The 19,853-nt window shown below is 43.8% G+C and carries 14 protein-coding genes; 7 read left to right on the top strand and 7 right to left on the bottom strand.

Translation table 11 applies throughout. From position 1 onward, the window contains the following. Positions 1-48: 48 nt before the first annotated feature. From AB6E78_RS16035 to AB6E78_RS16020, 4 genes are all read right to left on the bottom strand, one after another. The gene (locus tag AB6E78_RS16035) at positions 49-1,704 is read right to left on the bottom strand and encodes an ABC-ATPase domain-containing protein (protein WP_017060076.1); all 1,656 of its coding nucleotides are present in this window, start codon (positions 1,702-1,704) and stop codon (positions 49-51) included. 120 nt (positions 1,705-1,824) lie between these two features. Continuing rightward, positions 1,825-3,732: an EAL domain-containing protein gene (locus AB6E78_RS16030; protein WP_372133475.1), complete on the bottom strand. Its 1,908-nt coding sequence runs from the start codon at positions 3,730-3,732 to the stop codon at positions 1,825-1,827. Between the two features lie 179 nt (positions 3,733-3,911). Further along, entirely contained in the window at positions 3,912-5,111 is a 1,200-nt protein-coding gene (gene fabV, locus AB6E78_RS16025; RefSeq protein WP_017067782.1) for an enoyl-ACP reductase FabV, read from the bottom strand. An 81-nt stretch (positions 5,112-5,192) separates the two neighbouring features. Further along, a complete protein-coding gene (locus tag AB6E78_RS16020) occupies positions 5,193-5,816 on the bottom strand; it encodes an arylesterase (protein ID WP_017069908.1) in 624 nt (207 codons plus the stop codon). On the opposite strand from AB6E78_RS16020, the gene AB6E78_RS16015 reads away from it, so the two are divergent. The 3 genes from AB6E78_RS16015 (at position 5,815) to AB6E78_RS16005 (ending at position 10,916) form a co-directional block, all read left to right on the top strand. After that, complete coding sequence (locus tag AB6E78_RS16015; protein WP_017067780.1) at positions 5,815-6,489, top strand: ABC transporter ATP-binding protein; 675 nt, start codon at positions 5,815-5,817, stop codon at positions 6,487-6,489. The genes AB6E78_RS16020 and AB6E78_RS16015 overlap by 2 nt on opposite strands. 1 nt (position 6,490) lies before the next feature. Then, positions 6,491-8,929 (top strand): ABC transporter permease, encoded by a 2,439-nt coding sequence (locus AB6E78_RS16010; RefSeq protein ID WP_372128976.1) that lies wholly within the window; start codon positions 6,491-6,493, stop codon positions 8,927-8,929. A gap of 532 nt (positions 8,930-9,461) precedes the next feature. Continuing rightward, positions 9,462-10,916: an FAD-dependent oxidoreductase gene (locus tag AB6E78_RS16005; RefSeq protein WP_372133472.1), complete on the top strand. Its 1,455-nt coding sequence runs from the start codon at positions 9,462-9,464 to the stop codon at positions 10,914-10,916. Positions 10,917-11,096: 180 nt separating this feature from the next. Here the strand turns inward: AB6E78_RS16005 and AB6E78_RS16000 are convergent, their stop codons facing one another. The 3 genes from AB6E78_RS16000 to AB6E78_RS15990 form a co-directional block, all read right to left on the bottom strand. Further along, complete coding sequence (locus tag AB6E78_RS16000; RefSeq protein WP_102333625.1) at positions 11,097-12,047, bottom strand: biotin-dependent carboxyltransferase family protein; 951 nt, start codon at positions 12,045-12,047, stop codon at positions 11,097-11,099. Further along, positions 12,040-12,792: an allophanate hydrolase subunit 1 gene (locus tag AB6E78_RS15995; RefSeq protein WP_017060083.1), complete on the bottom strand. Its 753-nt coding sequence runs from the start codon at positions 12,790-12,792 to the stop codon at positions 12,040-12,042. Before AB6E78_RS15995 ends, AB6E78_RS16000 begins: the two co-directional genes overlap by 8 nt. 134 nt (positions 12,793-12,926) lie before the next feature. Beyond that, positions 12,927-13,670: a 5-oxoprolinase subunit PxpA gene (locus AB6E78_RS15990; protein WP_372133469.1), complete on the bottom strand. Its 744-nt coding sequence runs from the start codon at positions 13,668-13,670 to the stop codon at positions 12,927-12,929. A gap of 170 nt (positions 13,671-13,840) precedes the next feature. On the opposite strand from AB6E78_RS15990, the gene AB6E78_RS15985 reads away from it, so the two are divergent. From AB6E78_RS15985 to galE, 4 genes are all read left to right on the top strand, one after another. Further along, positions 13,841-15,904: a TonB-dependent receptor plug domain-containing protein gene (locus AB6E78_RS15985; protein ID WP_372133273.1), complete on the top strand. Its 2,064-nt coding sequence runs from the start codon at positions 13,841-13,843 to the stop codon at positions 15,902-15,904. After that, complete coding sequence (locus AB6E78_RS15980) at positions 15,894-16,430, top strand: YfiR family protein (protein WP_017060086.1); 537 nt, start codon at positions 15,894-15,896, stop codon at positions 16,428-16,430. Before AB6E78_RS15985 ends, AB6E78_RS15980 begins: the two co-directional genes overlap by 11 nt. Continuing rightward, entirely contained in the window at positions 16,430-18,406 is a 1,977-nt protein-coding gene (locus AB6E78_RS15975; RefSeq protein ID WP_372133271.1) for a diguanylate cyclase domain-containing protein, read from the top strand. Before AB6E78_RS15980 ends, AB6E78_RS15975 begins: the two co-directional genes overlap by 1 nt. An 82-nt stretch (positions 18,407-18,488) precedes the next feature. Next, positions 18,489-19,502, top strand: coding sequence for a UDP-glucose 4-epimerase GalE (gene galE / locus AB6E78_RS15970; RefSeq protein ID WP_372133465.1), 1,014 nt, complete (start codon positions 18,489-18,491; stop codon positions 19,500-19,502). The last annotated feature ends 351 nt before the right edge of the window (positions 19,503-19,853 follow it).

The raw sequence follows: 19,853 nt of genomic DNA, 5'->3' as shown, positions 1-19,853 counted from the left end.
TAAAACTTCAAAAACCTAGAAGCACAATAAATCCGATATTTAACGAAATCAGTTCGAAGGCTTGAACTGAGATTTACGCATACGGTTCAGAGCAGCCATCACATCTAACGTTCTTGGTTTCGCTAGGTCACCGTAGTTAGGCATGTTAGCGTGCCATTCGTTTTCTAAAATAGCGTTAAACTCTTTAGCAGGGTTGTTTGACCAACCTGGAGTTTGTGCGAATTGGAACCAAGCCCAACCGATCGCATTCACTTCAGACGGTGATTCTAATTGCTCAAGCGCAGAAAGGTCTGCAAACTCTTTACCAAAACGCAGTGACTCTTTGCCTTTAGCATTAACACGGAATTTACCGTCAGTCAGAATGTTCATCAGTGAAGCACGGTTCAATGAACGCGGTACAAACGTTTCTAAAGCAGTTTCACATTCGTTAGTACGCTGAGTAGGGTGCTGAGCAATCACGTCTTTTGCTTTTTCAGTCACATCTACCGCTTGGTAGTCGTGCATTTGAATTACAGTGTTCGCGACATCTAGGTAATCACCAGAGCCACCCATTACAACAATGGTAGAGATATCCATCTCTTCACGAAGCTGACCAATGCGGTCGACAAGTGGTGTGATTGGCTCATCGCCTTTTGACACTAGCGCTTGCATACGCTCGTCACGAATCATGAAGTTAGTCGCTGACGTATCTTCATCGATAAGTAGAGTTTGAACGCCGGCTTCAATCGATTCTTGTAACCAAGCCGCTTGAGACGTAGAACCTGACGCATCTTGTGTGCTGAAGTCAGATGTGTCTTTCTGCATTGGTAAATGGTTGATGTAGTTTGACAGGTTCAAGCTGTGCACACATCGACCATCTTCAGCGCGGATCTTCATCGTATCAATCGCAGTTACAATGCCTTCGCGACCGTCACCAGGAATATGGTTGTAGATAGAACGTTCAACGGCGTTCAACAGTGTCGATTTACCATGGAAACCACCACCAACGATCAGCGTAATGCCTTTTGGAATGCCTAGGCCGGTCACGTCACCTTGGTTTGGAGTATTTAACGTAACACTTAATGATTCTGGAGCCGCGAAAGGTACCGCGTCTTTCATTGGAAGGTCGCAGTTACCCGCGATACGAGGTAACACACTGCCGTTTGCAACGAAAGCGGCTAGGTTGTTTTCATCCAATTGAGCACGCAGCGCTTCTTGGTCTTCAATCGTTTCACAATGTTTGATCATTGCATCGATGTTTAACTCACGCTCAAGCGTCGCGCGACGAATAAACTTCGGTAAGTAGAAAGTGATGATGTTGTTCGCTTTCTTAGCAAGAATGCTACGACCATCAGCTGGTAAATTAATACGGAAACGAATTTCGATGCCGTGGTCTGTGAATACAACAGCTGTGTTGTCTAATACGGTTTGACCCGTCAGCGCGATAGAAACGGTCGACTCTTGTTTCGCGAACTCAGAGAAGCTACGTGCGATAAAGTCACGAGCGGCTACTTGGTATTCGTAAGATTTTTCTTTCAGCCAATCTAACCCGGTCAAAGACCACGCGCGCGTTGCACGAAAACGAGAAGCTGACGCGTATGGGTCACCTTGGATGTGGTCGATGTGTAATTCAAAATCAGCAAAGTCGTATTGACCTTTAATTTGTTGATATGCACGGTAGTTTTGTTTTTCGAGCTTTTTAAGCTTTGCAGTCAACTGATCCATAACGAGGAATGCCTATATAAGGGGAAAGATAAAAACAGAAAGGCGGCGATTATAAAAATCACCACCTTTAGAGTAAAGAGAAAGTAGGCCTAAATCCAAAACTAACTGCTCTTTTTCGCTTTAAGCGTAACGAGTTGTCCCCAAATAGTTTTGATTGATTAAGCTGTGTTCGAATTCTTGGCTCGGCATTGGTCTTCCGTAAAGGTAACCTTGGCCCACATCGCAGCCTTCGTTAATAATAAATTGCTCCTGAACCTCCGTTTCTATGCCTTCAATCGTCACTTTTAAGTCGAGCTTTTTGGCAATTTGGACAATAGAACGAACAATTTCCGAGTCTTCGTGTGAGTTGAGCATTTGGTCGATAAAGCTCTTATCAATCTTAATGGTGTCGAATGGGAACTTCTTCAGATAACTGAAGGAGGCGTAGCCCGTACCGAAGTCATCTAGTGACAATGTAACGCCAATATCGTGCAAAGATCCCAAGGTATTCTTGGCAACCACTTCATCTGCTATCAGTCCACTCTCCGTAACTTCAAGTTCTAAGAAACGAGGCTCTAAATGATAGGTTTCGAGTAGGTGAACCACTTGTTCCGCAAAGTGTACGTTCTTGAGTTGAATTGCAGACACATTCACAGCCATCTTGAAATCTTCAACGTATTCGGACCACTCTTTGGCTTTTTCAATCGCATTGCGTAAAACAAAGCTGCCCACTTCGAAAATCAAACCGTTTTGTTCAGCCATGTGGATCAGGGTTTCGTTAGAGATATCACCCAAAACAGGATGTCGCCAACGAAGCAAAGCTTCAGCACCGACCCAGCGATGCGTCAACGGGCTAACTTTGGGTTGAAAGTAGAGCATAAGGTCATCATTACGAACGGCTTGAAGCAAATAGCCCTCGATCTTATTAATGTGAGTTTGTTCTTCGGTATGGGATTGAGAGTAGTAAGCGAACTTTTGTCCTGAATCTTTGCAGGCTAACATCGCTTCAGAAGATTTCTGCAGAATGCTTTCCGCGTCATCTTCGTCGTTCGTAATTGCAATCCCAATAAACGCGTGCAAATGCACTTTGTCACTTTCGATGTCGAATTCTGAATGACCAACTTTAACGAGCGTCTGGCAAAGTTCTTCAAGGCGATGGTGTAAATCTTTAACGCTAAACGCCAATACGAGGTCAACCGAAGTAGGGCGTGCAGTTAATACATCGATATCACAAATACAGTCGATGCGTTTTCGGTATTCAACAAGCACTTGGTCTAACGCGTTATAGCCGTAGCGTGCTTGTATGCGTCTACCGTTGGTAAAACCAATATGAACGACTGCAAATGAGCTGTCTGTCAGCCTTCTCTGTGACAGTAGCTTGTGGTTTAAGCGAGATTCAAATGCGTTTCGGTTTAAAAAGCCGGTGCCGAGGTCGTGATTCTTTTGGAAGTTAATCTTCTGTTCAGCCGCTTTTCGTTTATCAATTTCTTGATTCAACGAGTAATTAAGGCTCGCGAGATCTTTAGTGCGATTGTAAACGCGGTTTTTTAGGTCGCGATTCATTTGGGTAAGCTTGGCGTGTTGGAATAGGGTTTTAAGCTGAGATTCAATCGAAGTCCGAAAGCTCTCTAACAGTTTGATATAAGTAGGGGTGTAGTGATTCTCTTTCGAGTCCAAGATACAAATGGTGCCAAACAGTTCACCGTTAGGCCAAAGTAATGGAATACCACAATAGGAGACTAAGCCGAGTTTGATGTCTGGGTTGTTGTCCCACTTAGGATCGGCAAGCGCGTTAGGCACAAGAAGCTGTCGTTGAGTTTCCATCACTGTTTCGCAGTACAGCCCATTCCCCAGCGTTTCAGAATCACCTTTGTTGTATGGGTTGTTCTCGCTACGACTGGTTGAAAAAAATTCAATGTAATTGGCGTGAACACGCATGATTAGTGCTGCGGGCACTTGAGTAATTTGAGCTAAGAGGTCGACAATATTCTGCCAACCGTGCTCCATATCGTCTGGGATATCTAAGTCTACTGTTTTTATCTTCTTCATATGACTCCGAGTCAATTATGCTAAATGCATCAACACATCCTGTGTTAATTATGATGAACCAAAGAAAACTATGAACCTTACGTTTAATAAGTATAAGAAATGTTGCACGAAAAAACCTCCGCAATTATGCAGAGGTTTTCAAATGTGAATCCGGGTCTCAGTAATGAGATAATTTTAGATTAAGGCTTTAACTTTATAAAATCTTCTGTATTAAGTTTCTGGCTATAATCTACCGATGGTTGAGCAAACCCATTTAATTGTAGAAATTCTTCTTTAAACCCTTGGTAATCCCCTAAGGTTTGGAAGTTATTTTCGTCCATCTTTTCTAGCAGTTCAGTTACGTGCGCTTGGGTTTCTGGGTCTAATTCCCAATCATCCATACGGATCAATCGCTCACCATCAAGTGGTACTTTGGATTGACCATAAAGTTTACTGCCAAACAGACGCTGCATTTGTTGGATACAACCTTCGTGGGTCTCTTTCTCTTTCATCACCTTATACAAAGCAAGTAAGTAAGGGCTTAATCCAGGGATGAAAACGCTCGCTTTAGTGACTAGGGCTTTACATACCGCCGCGTAAGCGTTGCCATCAAAGTTAGCTAACTCTAGATTAAGAGCGTGGCTGGTTTGGTGAAGGTCGATCTTAGCGCGTCCCAATGTACCGTCTAAATAGATAGGATGTGTGACTTCTGGACCCACATAAGAAAACGCGATTGTCTTACAACCCGGAGCAATAGATTCTGCGTTGATGAGCTCATCTATCCATTGTTCCCAATCTTCGCCTCCCATCACTTTGAGTGTGCTTTCGGCTTCTTCTTCCGTCGCGGCTTCAAGCGTGTTGGTGACCCAGTTGTCGTGTTCCAGAGAAATGGTTGCGCCAGTTACGCTTTCACCAATAGGTTTGATGGCAGAGCGCCAAAACTCATCGGAGTCTGGTTTTGGTCTCACACCTGCGGCTAAGCTGTAAATGATGAGATCGACTTCACCTTCGAAGTAGGTTTCAATGGCTTCGACAACTTGTGAGCGTGTTTCTTGCGAAAATGCGTCGCCAACGATGTTGATAGCAGTGCGTTGCTCTCGTTCGGCTTCTTTTTTGAAGTAGATGTTGTTGTACCAACCAGCACTACCTAGGGATTTTTCGTTTGGACCGCGCTCGAATGAGACGCCGATAGTGTCAGCTTTTGCGCCGCCAAAGGTAAGGGCAATACGAGCGGCAAGGCCAAAGCCTGAGGAAGCGCCGATAATCAGTACTCGTTTAGGGCCATCTTTGATTTGCGGCGCACTCTTAACAAACTTGATTTGTTGCTTTACGGCTTCTTGACAGCCAAGAGGGTGAGCGCTTTTGGCTACCACACCCTTGATAACAGGTTCGATCAGCATAAATAACCTTACAGTTAACGGTGATATGCACTCAGGCTAACGTAAAGCTGTGTAAAATTTATTGAGCTAGACCATTAAAACTTAAAGATACTGATATAATTCTTCGGCGACGAATTCAGCAATCCAAGGTTGAGCTTCTGGTTTTGGATGCAGTCCATCGTTCATCATCCACTCAGGTTTGAGGATGATATGCTCTAGGAAAAACGGCAAAAGTGGCACGTTTTGTTGATCAGCAAGCGCTGCAAAAACGTATTCAAACTGCTGGTTGTAACGCTTTCCGTAATTTGGTGGGATTTTAATCTGCATCATTATAGGTTTGGCGCCCGCAGCTTTTATCTGCTCAATGATCTGCTCAAGATTTGCAGACATCAGCTTAGGTGGGAAACCACGAAGTCCATCATTCGCACCAAGTTCGATAAGAACGGTGTCTGGAGCATGTTCTTCAAGCAATTGTGGTAGGCGGGCTAAACCATTGCCCGTTGTATCACCAGAAATACTCCCGTTAACCACGGTAACCGCTTTATCATGTTTTGCTAGCGCGTCTGGCAACAAACTTGGCCAACTCTGTTTGATATCCATGTTGTAACCAGCACTCAAACTATCGCCAAGTACCAATAACTTTGAATCTTGAGCTGACGCAGAGCCTTGAGCTAAAGAAGCGGTTGAAAATAAAATAAAAAATAAAAAGGAAATTAGTCGAGTCATGCATACATCCATCATTAAAGCAGAAGCTGTTTCCAAGACAGTGTCTACTAATCAAGAACATTTAACAATCCTAGAGCACGTTGATATCGATATTCGTGAAGGCGAAACGGTCGCGATCGTAGGCACGTCTGGTGCGGGTAAATCGACCCTAATGACGCTGTTAGCTGGTCTTGATGTACCAACGAAAGGCGAAATCAGTTTATTAGGACAGCCACTTTCACAGCTTGATGATGAGGCAAGGGCTAAGATTCGCAGTGAATCGGTTGGGTTTGTATTTCAAAGCTTCTTATTAATTCCAAGCCTTTCTGCGCTGCAAAATGTCACGTTACCTTGTTTGTTGAAGGGAGCAGACGAAGACATCGAACGCGCGACTGCTCTGCTTGAATCAGTAGGCTTGAAAGACAGGCTTGATCATTTGCCGTCGCAGCTATCGGGTGGTGAACAACAAAGGGTCGCGTTGGCGCGCGCATTTATGATTAAGCCAAAAATTCTTTTTGCCGATGAACCCACAGGCAACCTAGACCAACAAACTGCTGCCAAAATTGTCGAGTTGTTGTTTGAATTGAACTCATCCCACGGCACAACGTTAGTGTTGGTGACACACGATCCTAAGCTTGCACAACGTTGCCAAAGAACACTCAAGATGCATGTCGGTCAGATAGAGGAAGTCTAAATTGAATTCATCAAACGGACTGAATAAACGCCTGTTTTCATGGAGTATCGAAGAGATTCGACACGGTCAGCTTTGGCCAGTTTCAATCGCTTTAACGCTTATTATTGCTTGTGTATTTGCATTGTCGGCGTTGGCCGAACGTATGGAGCAGGTAATTGTTAAGCAGGGCAAAGATGCGCTTACTGCCGATATCGTGTTTATCTCAGCAAACCCAGTTCCACAATCCTTATTAGACCTCACTCAAGTTGAACAGTTAGAAAGCTCTCAGTTGACTCGTTTTTCAACCATGGCATTCAGTGACAACTCGATGCAGTTAGTGACGGTGAAAGCGGTTGAAAGTAATTATCCATTACGCGGTGAAATGATCTTAGTGGGTGCTGATAAAGCATCAAGTAACCATGTTGAGCCAGGGGAACTTTGGTTAGACGAGCGTATATTTGCACAGTTAGAGGTTGAGATTGGTGACGTTGTCACTATTGGCGATGCCGATTTAGCGATAACTGGACGAATCACTCAAGAACCAGGCTTAAGCTTTAACCCATTCCAACAGATGCCAGCCGTTCTGATTCATACAAGCGATATTGATGCCACGGGAGCGATTCAACCGGGCAGTCGTGTTAGTTTTAGGCTGTTTCTCAACGGTGATGATACAAAACTGCAAGCCGCGCAAGACAGCGTAGAATTAACACCAAGCGATCGCTGGCGTACTCAAGATTCTGCGAGCCGTACTAACGACATGTTCGAAAGCACGACTCAATATCTTTCGTTAACCGTTGCTATTGTTGTGATCATGGCTGCGACCACTTTGGTACTCACTTGCCAACATTATGTTGCGAGTCGCCGTAAAACCATCGCGATGCTTAAGAGTTTGGGTGCAAGCAAGCAGTGGATCGTTAAATGGTTGTCTGTACAGGTATCTTTATTAGTGGTTATCGGTGCAGTACTGGGAATAACTATCGGTATCGGCTTAGAGTTTTTGCTTCGTATACCTCTGGGTGACTTATTACCAACGCCACTTCCTAGCTATGGTATTGAACCTGCAATCTTGGCGATTTTATCAAGCATCTTAATTGGTGTTCCTGCTCTTGGTATTCCGTTAATTGGCTTGGTCAATACCTCGGCAATCAGCGTTATCCAATCAAGTCACCAGTCCAATGAAAGCTACAAGAAATATTTGTTGTTACTGGTACCGATTATTCCAATGATGCTGATGTATGGCGACAATCTATTGGTATGGATAGTTCTAGCGGGTATCGCTTGCCTGTTCTTAGTACTTGCGGTCGTTAGTACGCTTGTTCTGCGTTTGGTTGGCAAGTTGCCGACATCTACGTCTATGCGTTTAGCATTGAGCAGAATTAATCGCACACCTTTAGCGACGGGGATTCAATTTGGCTCTTTAGCGCTTTCACTGATGTTGCTGTCTATCATCTGGTTGGTAAGAAGTGATTTACTGTCAGATTGGCAGCAAACCTTACCCGAGAACGCACCAAATGCGTTTGCACTTAACATTGCAAGCTATGAAAAAGACAGTTATCTCGAGACGATTGATGCAAACGAAGTAGAGCGTACTCAAGCGTTTCCAATTATCCGAGGACGACTGACGACGATAAACGGTGTCGAAGCATCGGAATACAGTGATACCTCTGGAGAAACAGACGCACTAAGCCGTGAGATCAACTTCACTTGGGGAGATAGCTTACCTAAGTACAATGAAGTATTAGAAGGCAGCTGGACACAAGAGCATGGCGTATCTGTGGAATCGGATGTCGCGGAGCAACTGGATCTAAAGATTGGCGATGAGCTGTCATTCACAATCAACAGCCAGAATGTTTCTGCCAAGGTGAATAGCATCCGCAAAGTCGAGTGGCGAGAAATGAAGCCGAACTTCTACTTCATTTTTACTCCAGATGTCTTGAGTTCAATCCCTTCTACTTGGCTAGTGAGCTTCAGATTAGAAGAACAACACAATCAGATGCTCAACGAACTCTCTCGAAATCATCCAACCGTGAGTTTGATGGATATTCGTAAGATGGGTAGCAAGATCCAAGAGTTGCTTAAGCAGATTGTTTGGTCGATTACCGTACTTGCGGCGTTAGGTGTGGTGGCGGGGCTGTTGCTTATCTTCACTCTATTGCGATTGAGCTTATCTCAAAGACAACAAGAGATACGCTTGTATCGAACATTAGGCGCGAGTAAGAAGCGAATTCTCAATACTATTTGGTGTGAGTACGGTTTAATGGCGTTAGTCGCAGGCTCAATTGCAGCCCTTGGTTCTGAGCTCAGCGTGGCAGGAGTGATGAACTTTGGTTTTGAGTTACAACCTTCACTTCACCCGATGTTGTGGATAGCGCTACCGGTGCTAACGTTCATCACATTAGCCGCGGTAGTGAATAGCTTAATCAAACGTTTGTTGGCACCAGTAAACAAGGATTTTGGCTAGTCGTTAGCGAGATCTAGCCAAGCGCTTAAAACGGTCTAAAAGTGAGATTATTTATACTTAGTCATGCACTATTTATAATACGTCGCTTTAGACCGTTTTTTATTTAACCAACCGGTAGCATAAGTAAAAAATATCGCACCTTAGATTCCACTGTTTTTAGCATTTTTTAAAACTAATTACCCAATAATGCCGATTTAATGAACAGCGGTTAGTCCCTGTAAACAAAGGGTTTGCGCAACTTAGCAAGAACGTTATCAACAGTTATCCACAAAAACGGTGGATAACTTTAGGGATAAGTTAACCGGTATGTTTTAAGAGTACTGAGGCAGCCTTTATGTGGCGTCACTTAGGACAAATTTGACTGTTAGAATAACCTTTAAAACCCTATCTGGAGTTATTGAGTCAAGAGATTATTTATGTTTTTTACATAGATATTAAATCCCGCCTATCTAAGACCTTGATAAAAATGTGTTTTAATTCATCGCAGAACAAAAGTAGAATAGAGGCAGTTAATCTTATTCTACAGAACACGATGAACCACAACAAAACGGATACAAATCAACCTTCTATTGCCATTGTTGGTGGTGGTATTGCCGGAACAACGAGCGCGATTCACTTTAGTGAGTTGGGTTTTAAGGTCACTATCTTAGAAAAAGGGCCGAGTTTGGTTAATGGTCCACCAATTTGCCACCTGCACGCTGGCGGCAATTTGTATCGAGATATTTCTGTAGAGCAGTGTCTTCAATTGCTCACACAGTCAATTGATACCGTCCGCTTATTCCCTCATACGATCAATATTCGTCCGACAATCATCGCCGTTCCGCACAGTGATGGTGGAGAGCCGTTGGATCTGCTTCCTCGTCTCAAGATAATCAAAAGCGCTTATGCCGATCTTGTTAAACAAGATAAAAGCAACCAAGTGCTCGGTGATCCGGAAGAGTATTATAAGCTGTACAGCAAAGAAGATTTATTAGCACTTTCTGCGAAAACACAGCCTCTGAAACCAACATCGCTTGATGATTGGTGTATTCCTTTCGCCAAGCATACGGATTTAGAGACCCTAAAGTATCCTGTTGCGATGGTCCAAGAGTATGGCTGGAGCGTATTCCGACTTTCTGCGACCGCTCAACTCTCTTTGGGGCAACAAACTAACTGTACTGTGTTAACCAACAGCCGATTACAATCTGTTGAGTCGACAGGTCAAGGTTGGTCTTTGACTTATACCGATGCCGAAAACCAAAGCTGCCAACTAACGACCGATTACTTGATTAATGCGAGTGGGTTTGAAACGGGTATCGTAGATGACTTTGTTGGCTCTAAGCAGCAAAGACTTGTTGAGTTTAAAGCTGCATACGTTACAGAGTGGCCATATTCGCAAGAATGTAAGGAAGAGTGGCCAGAAGTTATCTTCCATGGCCCGAGAGGCACACCGCAAGGCATGGCGCAATTAACGCCGTATGCTGATGGTGTGTTCCAACTTCACGGCATGACAGAAGGGATTACTCTGTTTGAGGGTGGGCTTGTTTCATCGTCAACAGACTCGTCACAGCCACAGTTGCCTTCGAAGCTGCTTAAGAAAATCGTATCGGGTTGGAGTGAAGATCAGCTTGAATTAAGAACTCGCGCGGCAATAACGCATATGTCTCAGTTCATCCCAAGTTTCAGTTCTGCATTGGTCGGTGGTAAACCTTTGTTTGGTGCACAACAGATTCCGGGAACCGATCCAAGCTTAAGAGCTTCAGACGTTTCATTCTGTGGGGATCGCTATGCTCGACTTGAAGTAGTAAAAGCTTCTTCAACATTAGAAGCGGCACAAAAGGTCGCTGAGCAATGGTTTGATGTATCAGAGGCGGCATCTATTGAAGACACACACTCAGTGACAATGTCACTTAATCTAAATGATATTGAAAACAGAGCGATAGATTTGACACAAGAACGTGGATACCCAGAAGCGCTTGCCAAGGTGTCAGGTCAAGATCACGCTTAATAGCCTATAATTAGTCTATCATCATCGACTGCGTTTAATTTCTTCAATTCGGCTTACTGTAATAGGTAAGCCGAATCTTCATTTCAACATCTGCTTAGATACCGAACCTCATCTAAATGACATCTTCCTAGTTGATTATTCTCAGCTACATAGCATTTAGCACATAACACATCGCAAAAACTAATAGCCGAAAAACTGAGCCCATTGGCACCAAACATCTTGTAAGCCCAAGCGATCGCCCTTGCTGAACGATATCGCATGTCCAGGTTTTGCTTGCGCCAAGCGTGGTAAATCGATTCTGGCGACACATCCTATCTTCGGATAACCACCTAAGGTCTGTCTATCATTAAGCAGCACGATAGGCTGTCCATCTTGTGGAATTTGAATCGCACCTAGGGCAATGCCTTCTGACAATAGCGAAATGTCAGGCGAGTCTACGGGCTCGCCACTGAGTCGATAACCCATCCGATTAGAGTTTTGGTCAACGTGATACTGCGCGTTATACAAAATCTCTCTTGCTGACTCGGAGAATAGCTCGCTTTGATAGCCTTCAATCACTCGTAGGTTCACGGGTAGATTGTAATCAGGCGTGTATCGGAAGGTAACACTCAACGCTTTAAATGGATGAGAGAGTTGGTGTTGGGTAAAAGCGATTTGTTGCCCTTGCTGGCATGGCTCGCCATCTTGCGTTAATCCACCAATCTTTTCACGAGTGACTGTAGAGCAGCTATCAAGAGTTGATGGAACATCGAAACCGCCCTTAATGGCTAAATACGCCCTTAGACCATTTTTAGGCAAACCAAATGAGAGAACTTGCCCCTTAAAAGCTTGAAAAGTGCTCCAGTTAGCCTGTGGTTTACCATCGAGTTTCGCTTGTAAATCACCCCCGCATAGTGCCATCTCGCAATCAACATCGATTCTCAACGCACATTGCCCAAGCGTGATTTCCAACGCCGCTTGGTTGACTGGGTTGCCCAATAGATGGTTAGCCCAGCTATAAGAGTAGTCATCAACCGGTCCACCTTGCGTTAATCCAAGATGAGCAACACCAAATCGCCCAAAGTCTTGAATCAAACTCAACGGGCCGGGCTTAATCACTGTCAGTGTTGGTTTAGTTTTTGTCTTAGCCATTTACGATGCCTCCACCCAACTCTACAAATTCTTTTTTTGAAATCGCTATGAAACGGACGGTATCACCAACATTAAGCAGAGACAGTGGTCTTTGCGTGATATCGGCGTTCTTCAACTGGCTATGATCGAACAACGGAAGTGGGCAATTGCCAATAATATTCCAACCGCCCGGTGAATCCGAAGGGTACACAGCTGTTTTCGTATCCGCGATGGCGATACTGCCTTTGGGCACAATTAAGCGGGGTGTGGAGTGACGGGGCAAGGCAAGCTCATTAACCACATCCGACATAAAGGCAAAGCCAGGCGTAAACCCAATCGCACTGACGCTGTATGTCTGTGAGGTGTGATGTTGAATTATCTGGTCGAGCGACAGGCCTTTGTTTTGATATCGGTCTAAATCGAGCGCCGTTTCTGGTGAGTAATAGGCAGGAAGCTCAATCGTATCGCGAGTTTTACTAACACTAGAAAAGGACGACAGAGCATGACTCAACAAATTATTGAGCTGCTCAATGAGCTGCTGTTCTGATATTCGATAAGGGAGGTAATCGACCAATATTGTTTGGTAAGCCGGTGTCACATTCATCAACACCGATGCTAAGTTTTGGCGAATGGCATCGGAAAAGTGAGCTATGTATTGCGCATATTCGGCGCTAGATTGATTATTTGAAGGCGATAGCGTCAAGGTCACCAAAACGCTGCATTCCGCGACTGGCGCTATATTGAATTCAATCTGATTCGTCGTCATTTCGTTTCCATACGTTTGTTATCTTGCCTTTTTTAGCTTACTTGGCGTGTCTCACTTCCGTGTCCAAGCCAATACAAATCAATTAGATCTCACGAGCGATTAGACCATGCGTCATACCAATCACACGCTTCATACTAATTAAAAGCGTTGAGGTCTTGTCTGATTTTTCTAATTAATGCGATGGATTGAGGGTTATCACCATGAACACAGATAGTATCAGCTTCAATAGGCAGTCTTTCGCCCTCTAAAGTCGTAACCGAGCCATAGTTAATGATTTGCATAACTTGGTTATAGATATCGTCTTGATTGACGTAAACCGAGCCTTTTTGAGTACGTGGCGCTAATTGTCCGTTATTTAAATAAGCACGGTCGGCAAACGCTTCAAACAAGAGAGGCAAGTCATGGTCGTCAGCAATATCCAAATACTGTTGATTGTCTGATGAAGAGAGAATCATCAACGGGATGTTAAATTCAGCGACGGCTTGGGCTACCGCATTGAACACATCAATGTTTGCCATCATATCGTTATAAAGAGCGCCATGAGGTTTCACATAGCCAACAGTGGTATGGTGATAGCGGCAAAGGGCTTGTAATGCACCGACTTGATAACAAACCAGCTCACTGATTTCGTCCATGGTGTGTGGAATAGAACGGCGACCAAAACCAACGAGATCTTGATAACCGGGATGAGCACCAATTTGGGTGTGATAGTGCTGCGCCAGTTTTATCGTCTTGGACATAACGTGCGGATCAGACGCGTGGAAGCCACAAGCGATGTTTGCCATATCGACCCATCCCATGACCGACTCGTCATCGCCCATCTTCCAATTGCCGAAACTTTCTCCCATGTCGCAATTAAGCAAAATCTTCGTTGTCACGTGGTGCTAATCCTTTACGTTGAGGTAAGTAATGACGGTCTTATAAATACCATAAATAAACAGTGACCTAACTCAAACTTTCGACACCGTAGATTTACCAGTATGGCATTTCATATATAGTTGAACTATTGATTAAAGGATTAATATCTATCTGTATATTAGGTGAGCACATGATATCCCGCCAGGTTTGCTTAGGACTAGCATTAATGATACCTGTTTTTGTCTCTGCTCAAGAAAACTCTCTAGACCAGCTGATGTCGATGAGCCTTGAAGAGTTGTCTATGTTAGATGTCGAAATGGAAACGGCTTCGAAAGTGACACAAAAACTCACTGACATTCCCTCGTCGGTGTACGTACTTTCTAATGAGCGAATTCAGCGCAGTGGCGCGAAAACCATTGCAGAAGTCCTAACGCTTGTACCCGGACTCAAAGTCACCAAATTCAACGAAACCTCATGGTTTGTTTCAACACGCGGCTTTCATGATGGGTTATATAACAAGATGCTCGTGATGATGGATGGACGAAGCTTGTTTAGCCCAGTCTATGGCGGTACGTATTGGAGCGACGTTGACTATGTACTTGCCGACATCGAACGCATCGAAGTACTCAAAGGCCCCGGCGGAACAATTTGGGGGGGCAACGCGGTTAATGGTGTAGTCAATATCATTACTAAGTCTGCCAATGATACGCAGGGGACTTATCTCTCCGGTGTCGCGTCTAATACTAATAACTATGAATTTAGTGTTCGTCAGGGATTAAGCCTAAACGACAGTGTGAATGCTCGTGCCTTTTATAAGTACCGAGAAGAACCCACGTATCGCACAAACGAATCTGAAAAATGGAAAGCACAAACGGCAGGGATGGTGTTTCAGCCAAGTAATACTGATGAAAATTGGTCATTACGTATTGGTGGTGAGAAAAGCTTTTATGAGTCGGAATTGTATACGTTTCAATATGATAACTCAGGGTCGTTTGTCGGGGCACAAGCCAATGATTTCGATAACAAGAGCCAATCTGTTTACGTCCAATTCAACGACTCTCGCCATTTTGATGAAAGTTCGACACTCTCATATTCGTTATGGGGTGAATATAATGAGGATAATGCGCCAGACGCTCCGGGAAGCTATTCGACCCTCGATTTTGACTCTACTTATATCAACCAACTATCGGAAAGCCATCAGCTAACACTCGGTGGTGGCCTGCGATATATGTATCTTGATTTCTCCTCAAGCCAAGTTTCGGACGTGGATTGGTACAATCCCGATTACTACGGTCGAGCTTACAACATCCAATCTGCCAACGATTATATTGCGAACGCTTTTATACAGTCTCAAATTCAAATGACGGAAGCGCTGTCTATTACTCTTGGTGCCAAGGTTGAACACTTTACACAGAATGAATCAACTGAGCTTTCACCTCAATTGCGTGGTTTATATAAGTTCACCCAACGTCACTCCGTATGGGCGGGGCTTAGCCGTGCGGTCGTTGCACCATCTTATATGGATTCCAATTCCACCTATTATTTCAATAGTTACAATGCTGACTCAAACAACAGCTACCTAGATGTATATAAATCAAGCTCGAGTCTTGAAACAGAGAGTGTCGTAACGGCGGAAATGGGTTATCGCTACTCAAACAATTCAAATTTCGAACTCGATGCAACGATTTATCTGAGTGAACATGACAACCTTCGCTTTCACAGCTATGACCCGAATGATATCCCTGCGAATCATGTCTATGTCGGTGCGTTGTCTGATGATTATAAAGCAAAAACTTATGGCTTAGAGTTAGGCGCGAGTTACCAACTCACCGCAGATTTAGCCAGTTACCTGAGTTACGCCTATACGACATTGGAAGGTGAGAATAAAGGTGATGACCTGAAATCTAGTCCTCAAACGAGTGTTTATTACGATATTGATAATGAACATTTAGCCACGGCACAGTTGATGTGGAATATCACCGAAAGTTGGCAATTCGATGTGATAGGCCAGTACATTAATGTGAATTACCCAGACTATTGGGTAGCAGGCGATGGCACTCAATATAAATGGCAGTCTTACCCGCATGAAATAACCTTTGATGCGCGTCTCGCATGGAAAAAATCGTCCGCAGCACCTTTAATTGAAGTGGTTGTTGAAAATATAGGTAAGAGTGACGGCTATCAAGCTGAATTCACATCTCAGAAAAGCGTCAATCAAGAATCGGTGTATGTGAGGATCTCTCATGAATTCTAAATGGCTTAAGCACCGCATTAAGCTCGGCTTATCTAAACTAGGCTTAGCGGCTTTAACGATGCTTATTGTGCCGTTGAACACCTCAGCTGCTAGCTTCAAACCTTATGAAGTGAAAGCGGTGTACCTTTTTAGAATTGCGAATTTTATACGTTGGAATGATGAAAGCTCAATGAACGCTGTGAACTTTTGTGTGATTGGCGATGAAAAGGTAAGCCAAGTGCTAACGTCAATTACCGAGGGGAAATCTATTCGTTCGCTCGCTATCCGAGTTCAACAGTCGATTACTTCTAAGTGTGATATTACGTATTTGTCTGACCGTAAAAATGACCAATTTCTTAGTCAAGAGCACTCGCCACATACTGTGACAATCAGTGATATCCCTAACTTTACGGACTTAGGTGGAATCATTGAACTCACGCACATCGATAATAAGCTCAAACCTAAGATCAATCTAGAGAACGCAAGGCGCGGTGACTACGTCATTGGCTCGAACCTGTTACGAATCGCTATAGTGGAGGGCCAATAATGTTGTCTTTCATTAATAACATATCGATTAAAAACAAGCTGATATTACCCATTATCATCTTCATCGCAGTCACTTTTGTAACGATCCAATCGGTAAATTACACTGTCACGTTTGAGAGAGAGAAAGAGAGTCTTATTCAGCGTGTTAAAGTGCTAGCACAAGGTGTTGCTTATAACTTGCAAGCCGCGATTTTATTTGAAGACAAGTCATCGGCTCAGGAAATATTGTCAGCTTTCGTCGCAGATAAAGATATTGTTAGAGTGAAGCTCTATGACATCAACGAACAGCTTTTTGCCAGCTATCAGGTGAGCAACACTCTGGTTCCAAGGCCAAACGCAGAAGAATTAGACGATATCGCCGATCATCAATTTGCCATCTCTGAGCATTTCATCTTCTTGCTCGTTCCAGTGACACTGGATGGCGCAGTGATCGCGAACTTGAGAGTAACAATATCGAAAGAGACGTTTAATTCGATCTTAACGAATATTTTCAAGGTTGCGGTCGTCTATCTGTTGTTTCTGGTGATGTTAGGTGGAGTACTGGTCAAATTGGTGCAACGCTTGATTATCGAACCGATGTTTGACCTCAATGAGGCGATGCAAGCCTTTGTTGAGCGTCGTTCGAAGCAGCCTAAATTAGTCGTAACGAACCGCGATGAAATCGGTGATCTGGTTCGAGCTTTCAATACCATGTTAGAAAGGCTTCAACATCGCGACAACCAAATCAATTTTACGTTAGACAAGTTACAAGAAGAAAAATCATTCGCAAATGAGGTCATTGAAACCGTTCAGCACTCTTTGTTGGTGGTAGATGAAAAAGGACTCATTCTTCATGCGAACGCAGCTACTCGGGATATTTTTAAATGCTCGGAAGCCTTTCTTGAGAACTTGTTGTTCCAAGAGTTGATCGCGACCAAGCAAACGGGTTACTTACAAGATGTTATTGATGCCAATATTGAACTTAATGACGAATTGCTGGAAACCACCGATCTCTTTCAATCGAAACGCTGGCTTCGTGTGAGCAGCCGTTCTTTGACAAAACATGGTCGTATTCTCTATGCAATCCAAGATGTCACCGACATAGAAACGGCCATGAGTCGCCAACGTATTGCTGCGGGTGTTTTCGAAAACAGTAAAGACGGTTTGATCGTGCTGAACTCGTCCAATGTGATAACCATGGTTAACCCGGCGATCACACAACTTCTCGGTTATCACTCTGATCTGCTGGTGGGCAAAACACCCTTTGAAGTATTTTCGTGGCAGCAATTTTCATCACTGATGCCTACAATTCGCAGTTCGTTAGACAATTATGGTCAATGGCAAGGCGAAGTGTGGGAGAAGAGCGCGTCCGGTACGTTAGTTCCAATGTTTGTCAAAGTGAATCGAGTTGCCTCAGACAACGAGAAAGACGAGTTTGATATGGTATTAACGCTGTCTGATTTATCCAACGTTAAAGAGATGGAAAGACTCGAACACTTGGCCCATCACGATGCGTTAACCGGGTTAGCGAATAAAGCGCAGCTGTATAAGGTTATGGATGATGTTGTCACGTCGAGCCACTATTCAAATCAGCATTTCGCGGTTATTTACTTGGACTTGGATGGCTTCAAAGAAGTGAATGACAATTATGGACACGATGCGGGTGATGAAATCCTTAAAGAAGTGTCAAACCGGTTGTTATCTCAGGTAAGAACAGGGGATTTGGTTGCACGTTTGTCGGGTGATGAATTTGTTCTTATTATTAAACAGACCAACAAAGTCTTGTTAGCTAAGTTAGCCGAACGATTGTTGGATCTGATCGGGCAACAAGTAAACTACAAACAACGTTCACTTCATGTTGGAGCGAGCTTAGGTATCCATTTAGTTGATGGCTCAGAGCGTGATATTGACGTTATTCTAAAAGTTGCTGATGAGGCTATGTACCAAGCGAAACGCAAAGGAAAAGGTCAGTTTGTGTTCGCTCGTGAGGGTAAGTAGGTACCGGTGTTTGTGAGCTGACCCTAAGTTGTTGTATCATAAGTGATAGGTTGAATATTTTTAATTAAAAGGTCTGCTAAGCATGAATGTTTTAGTTACAGGTGGCATAGGTTACATTGGTAGCCATACAAGTATCCAGATGATCAACGCAGGTATGACACCTGTACTTTTTGATAGCTTGTACAACAGCAAACTAAGCGTTCTAGAGCGCATCGAAAAAGTCACGGGCGTTCGTCCCAACTTCATTGAAGGTGACGTTCGTGATAAAGCGCTTTTGACTGAAACTATGAAGCAACACAACATCGAAGCGGTTATCCATTTTGCTGGTCTGAAAGCCGTCGGAGAGTCTGTGGAAAAGCCTCTTGAATACTACGACAACAACGTAAACGGCACGTTAGTTCTTGTTGATGCAATGCGTGATGCGGGTGTAAAAACCTTGGTATTTAGCTCTTCAGCAACGGTATACGGCGATCCTGCAAGTGTGCCAATTACTGAAGACTTCCCAACCAGCGCAACCAACCCATATGGTCGTAGTAAACTAATGGTTGAAGAGTGTTTAACCGATTTCCAAAAAGCCAATCCGGATTGGAGCATTACACTGCTGCGTTACTTTAACCCTGTAGGTTCACATCCAAGTGGTGAGCTAGGTGAAGATCCGCAAGGTATCCCAAATAACCTAATGCCATTTGTCTCTCAAGTAGCAGTAGGCCGCCGTGAATTCCTATCTGTATTTGGTAGCGATTATCCAACAAAAGATGGTACTGGCGTTCGCGATTACATCCACGTAATGGATCTGTCTGATGGCCACATCGCAGCGCTTGAGAAAGTAGGGCGCAAAGATGGTCTTCATATCTACAACCTTGGCACTGGTAACGGTTCAAGTGTATTAGACATGGTTAAAGCGTTTGAGGAAGCGAGCGGTAAAGATATCCCTTATAAGCTTGTCGAGCGTCGCCCGGGTGACATTGCAGAATGTTGGGCAGATCCTGCTAAAGCTCAGAAAGAGCTTGGTTGGAATGCAACACGTACACTGACTGAAATGACTGAAGATACATGGCGCTGGCAGTCAACCAACCCTGATGGTTTCCCTGGTTGATCTAGTTGTTTCATGAATAGTTAACTTGCAAAAAGATGCTTTAGGGCATCTTTTTTGATCTAAATCGAATAAAAAGTAAATTAGTGGTTAAAAAGTATCATTCTGTATCTGTTGTGTTATCATCCACGCGAATTATATGTTTAATGTTAATTTTCTTTGGAGTTAATCATGGAACTAGCCCTAGTCATCACTTTCATTATTGCTGCAGCTGTAATGGTTAAGAAAGAAATGGCAGAGAAGTAATTTCACTTTATCCCTTTTTGATACAATTTTTAGTGAAATAATAAAAGCCAGCATTTGAACTGACCCCCAATAGTTGGACACCAATTATTGGGGGTCTTTTTATGTCCA

This window comes from Vibrio sp. 10N.247.310.98 (genome assembly GCF_041467395.1).
In the GTDB taxonomy this organism is placed as follows: Bacteria; Pseudomonadota; Gammaproteobacteria; order Enterobacterales; family Vibrionaceae; genus Vibrio; species Vibrio crassostreae_C.
Note: the sequence above shows the minus strand (reverse complement) of the source record. Positions and strands in the feature narration are given on the sequence as shown.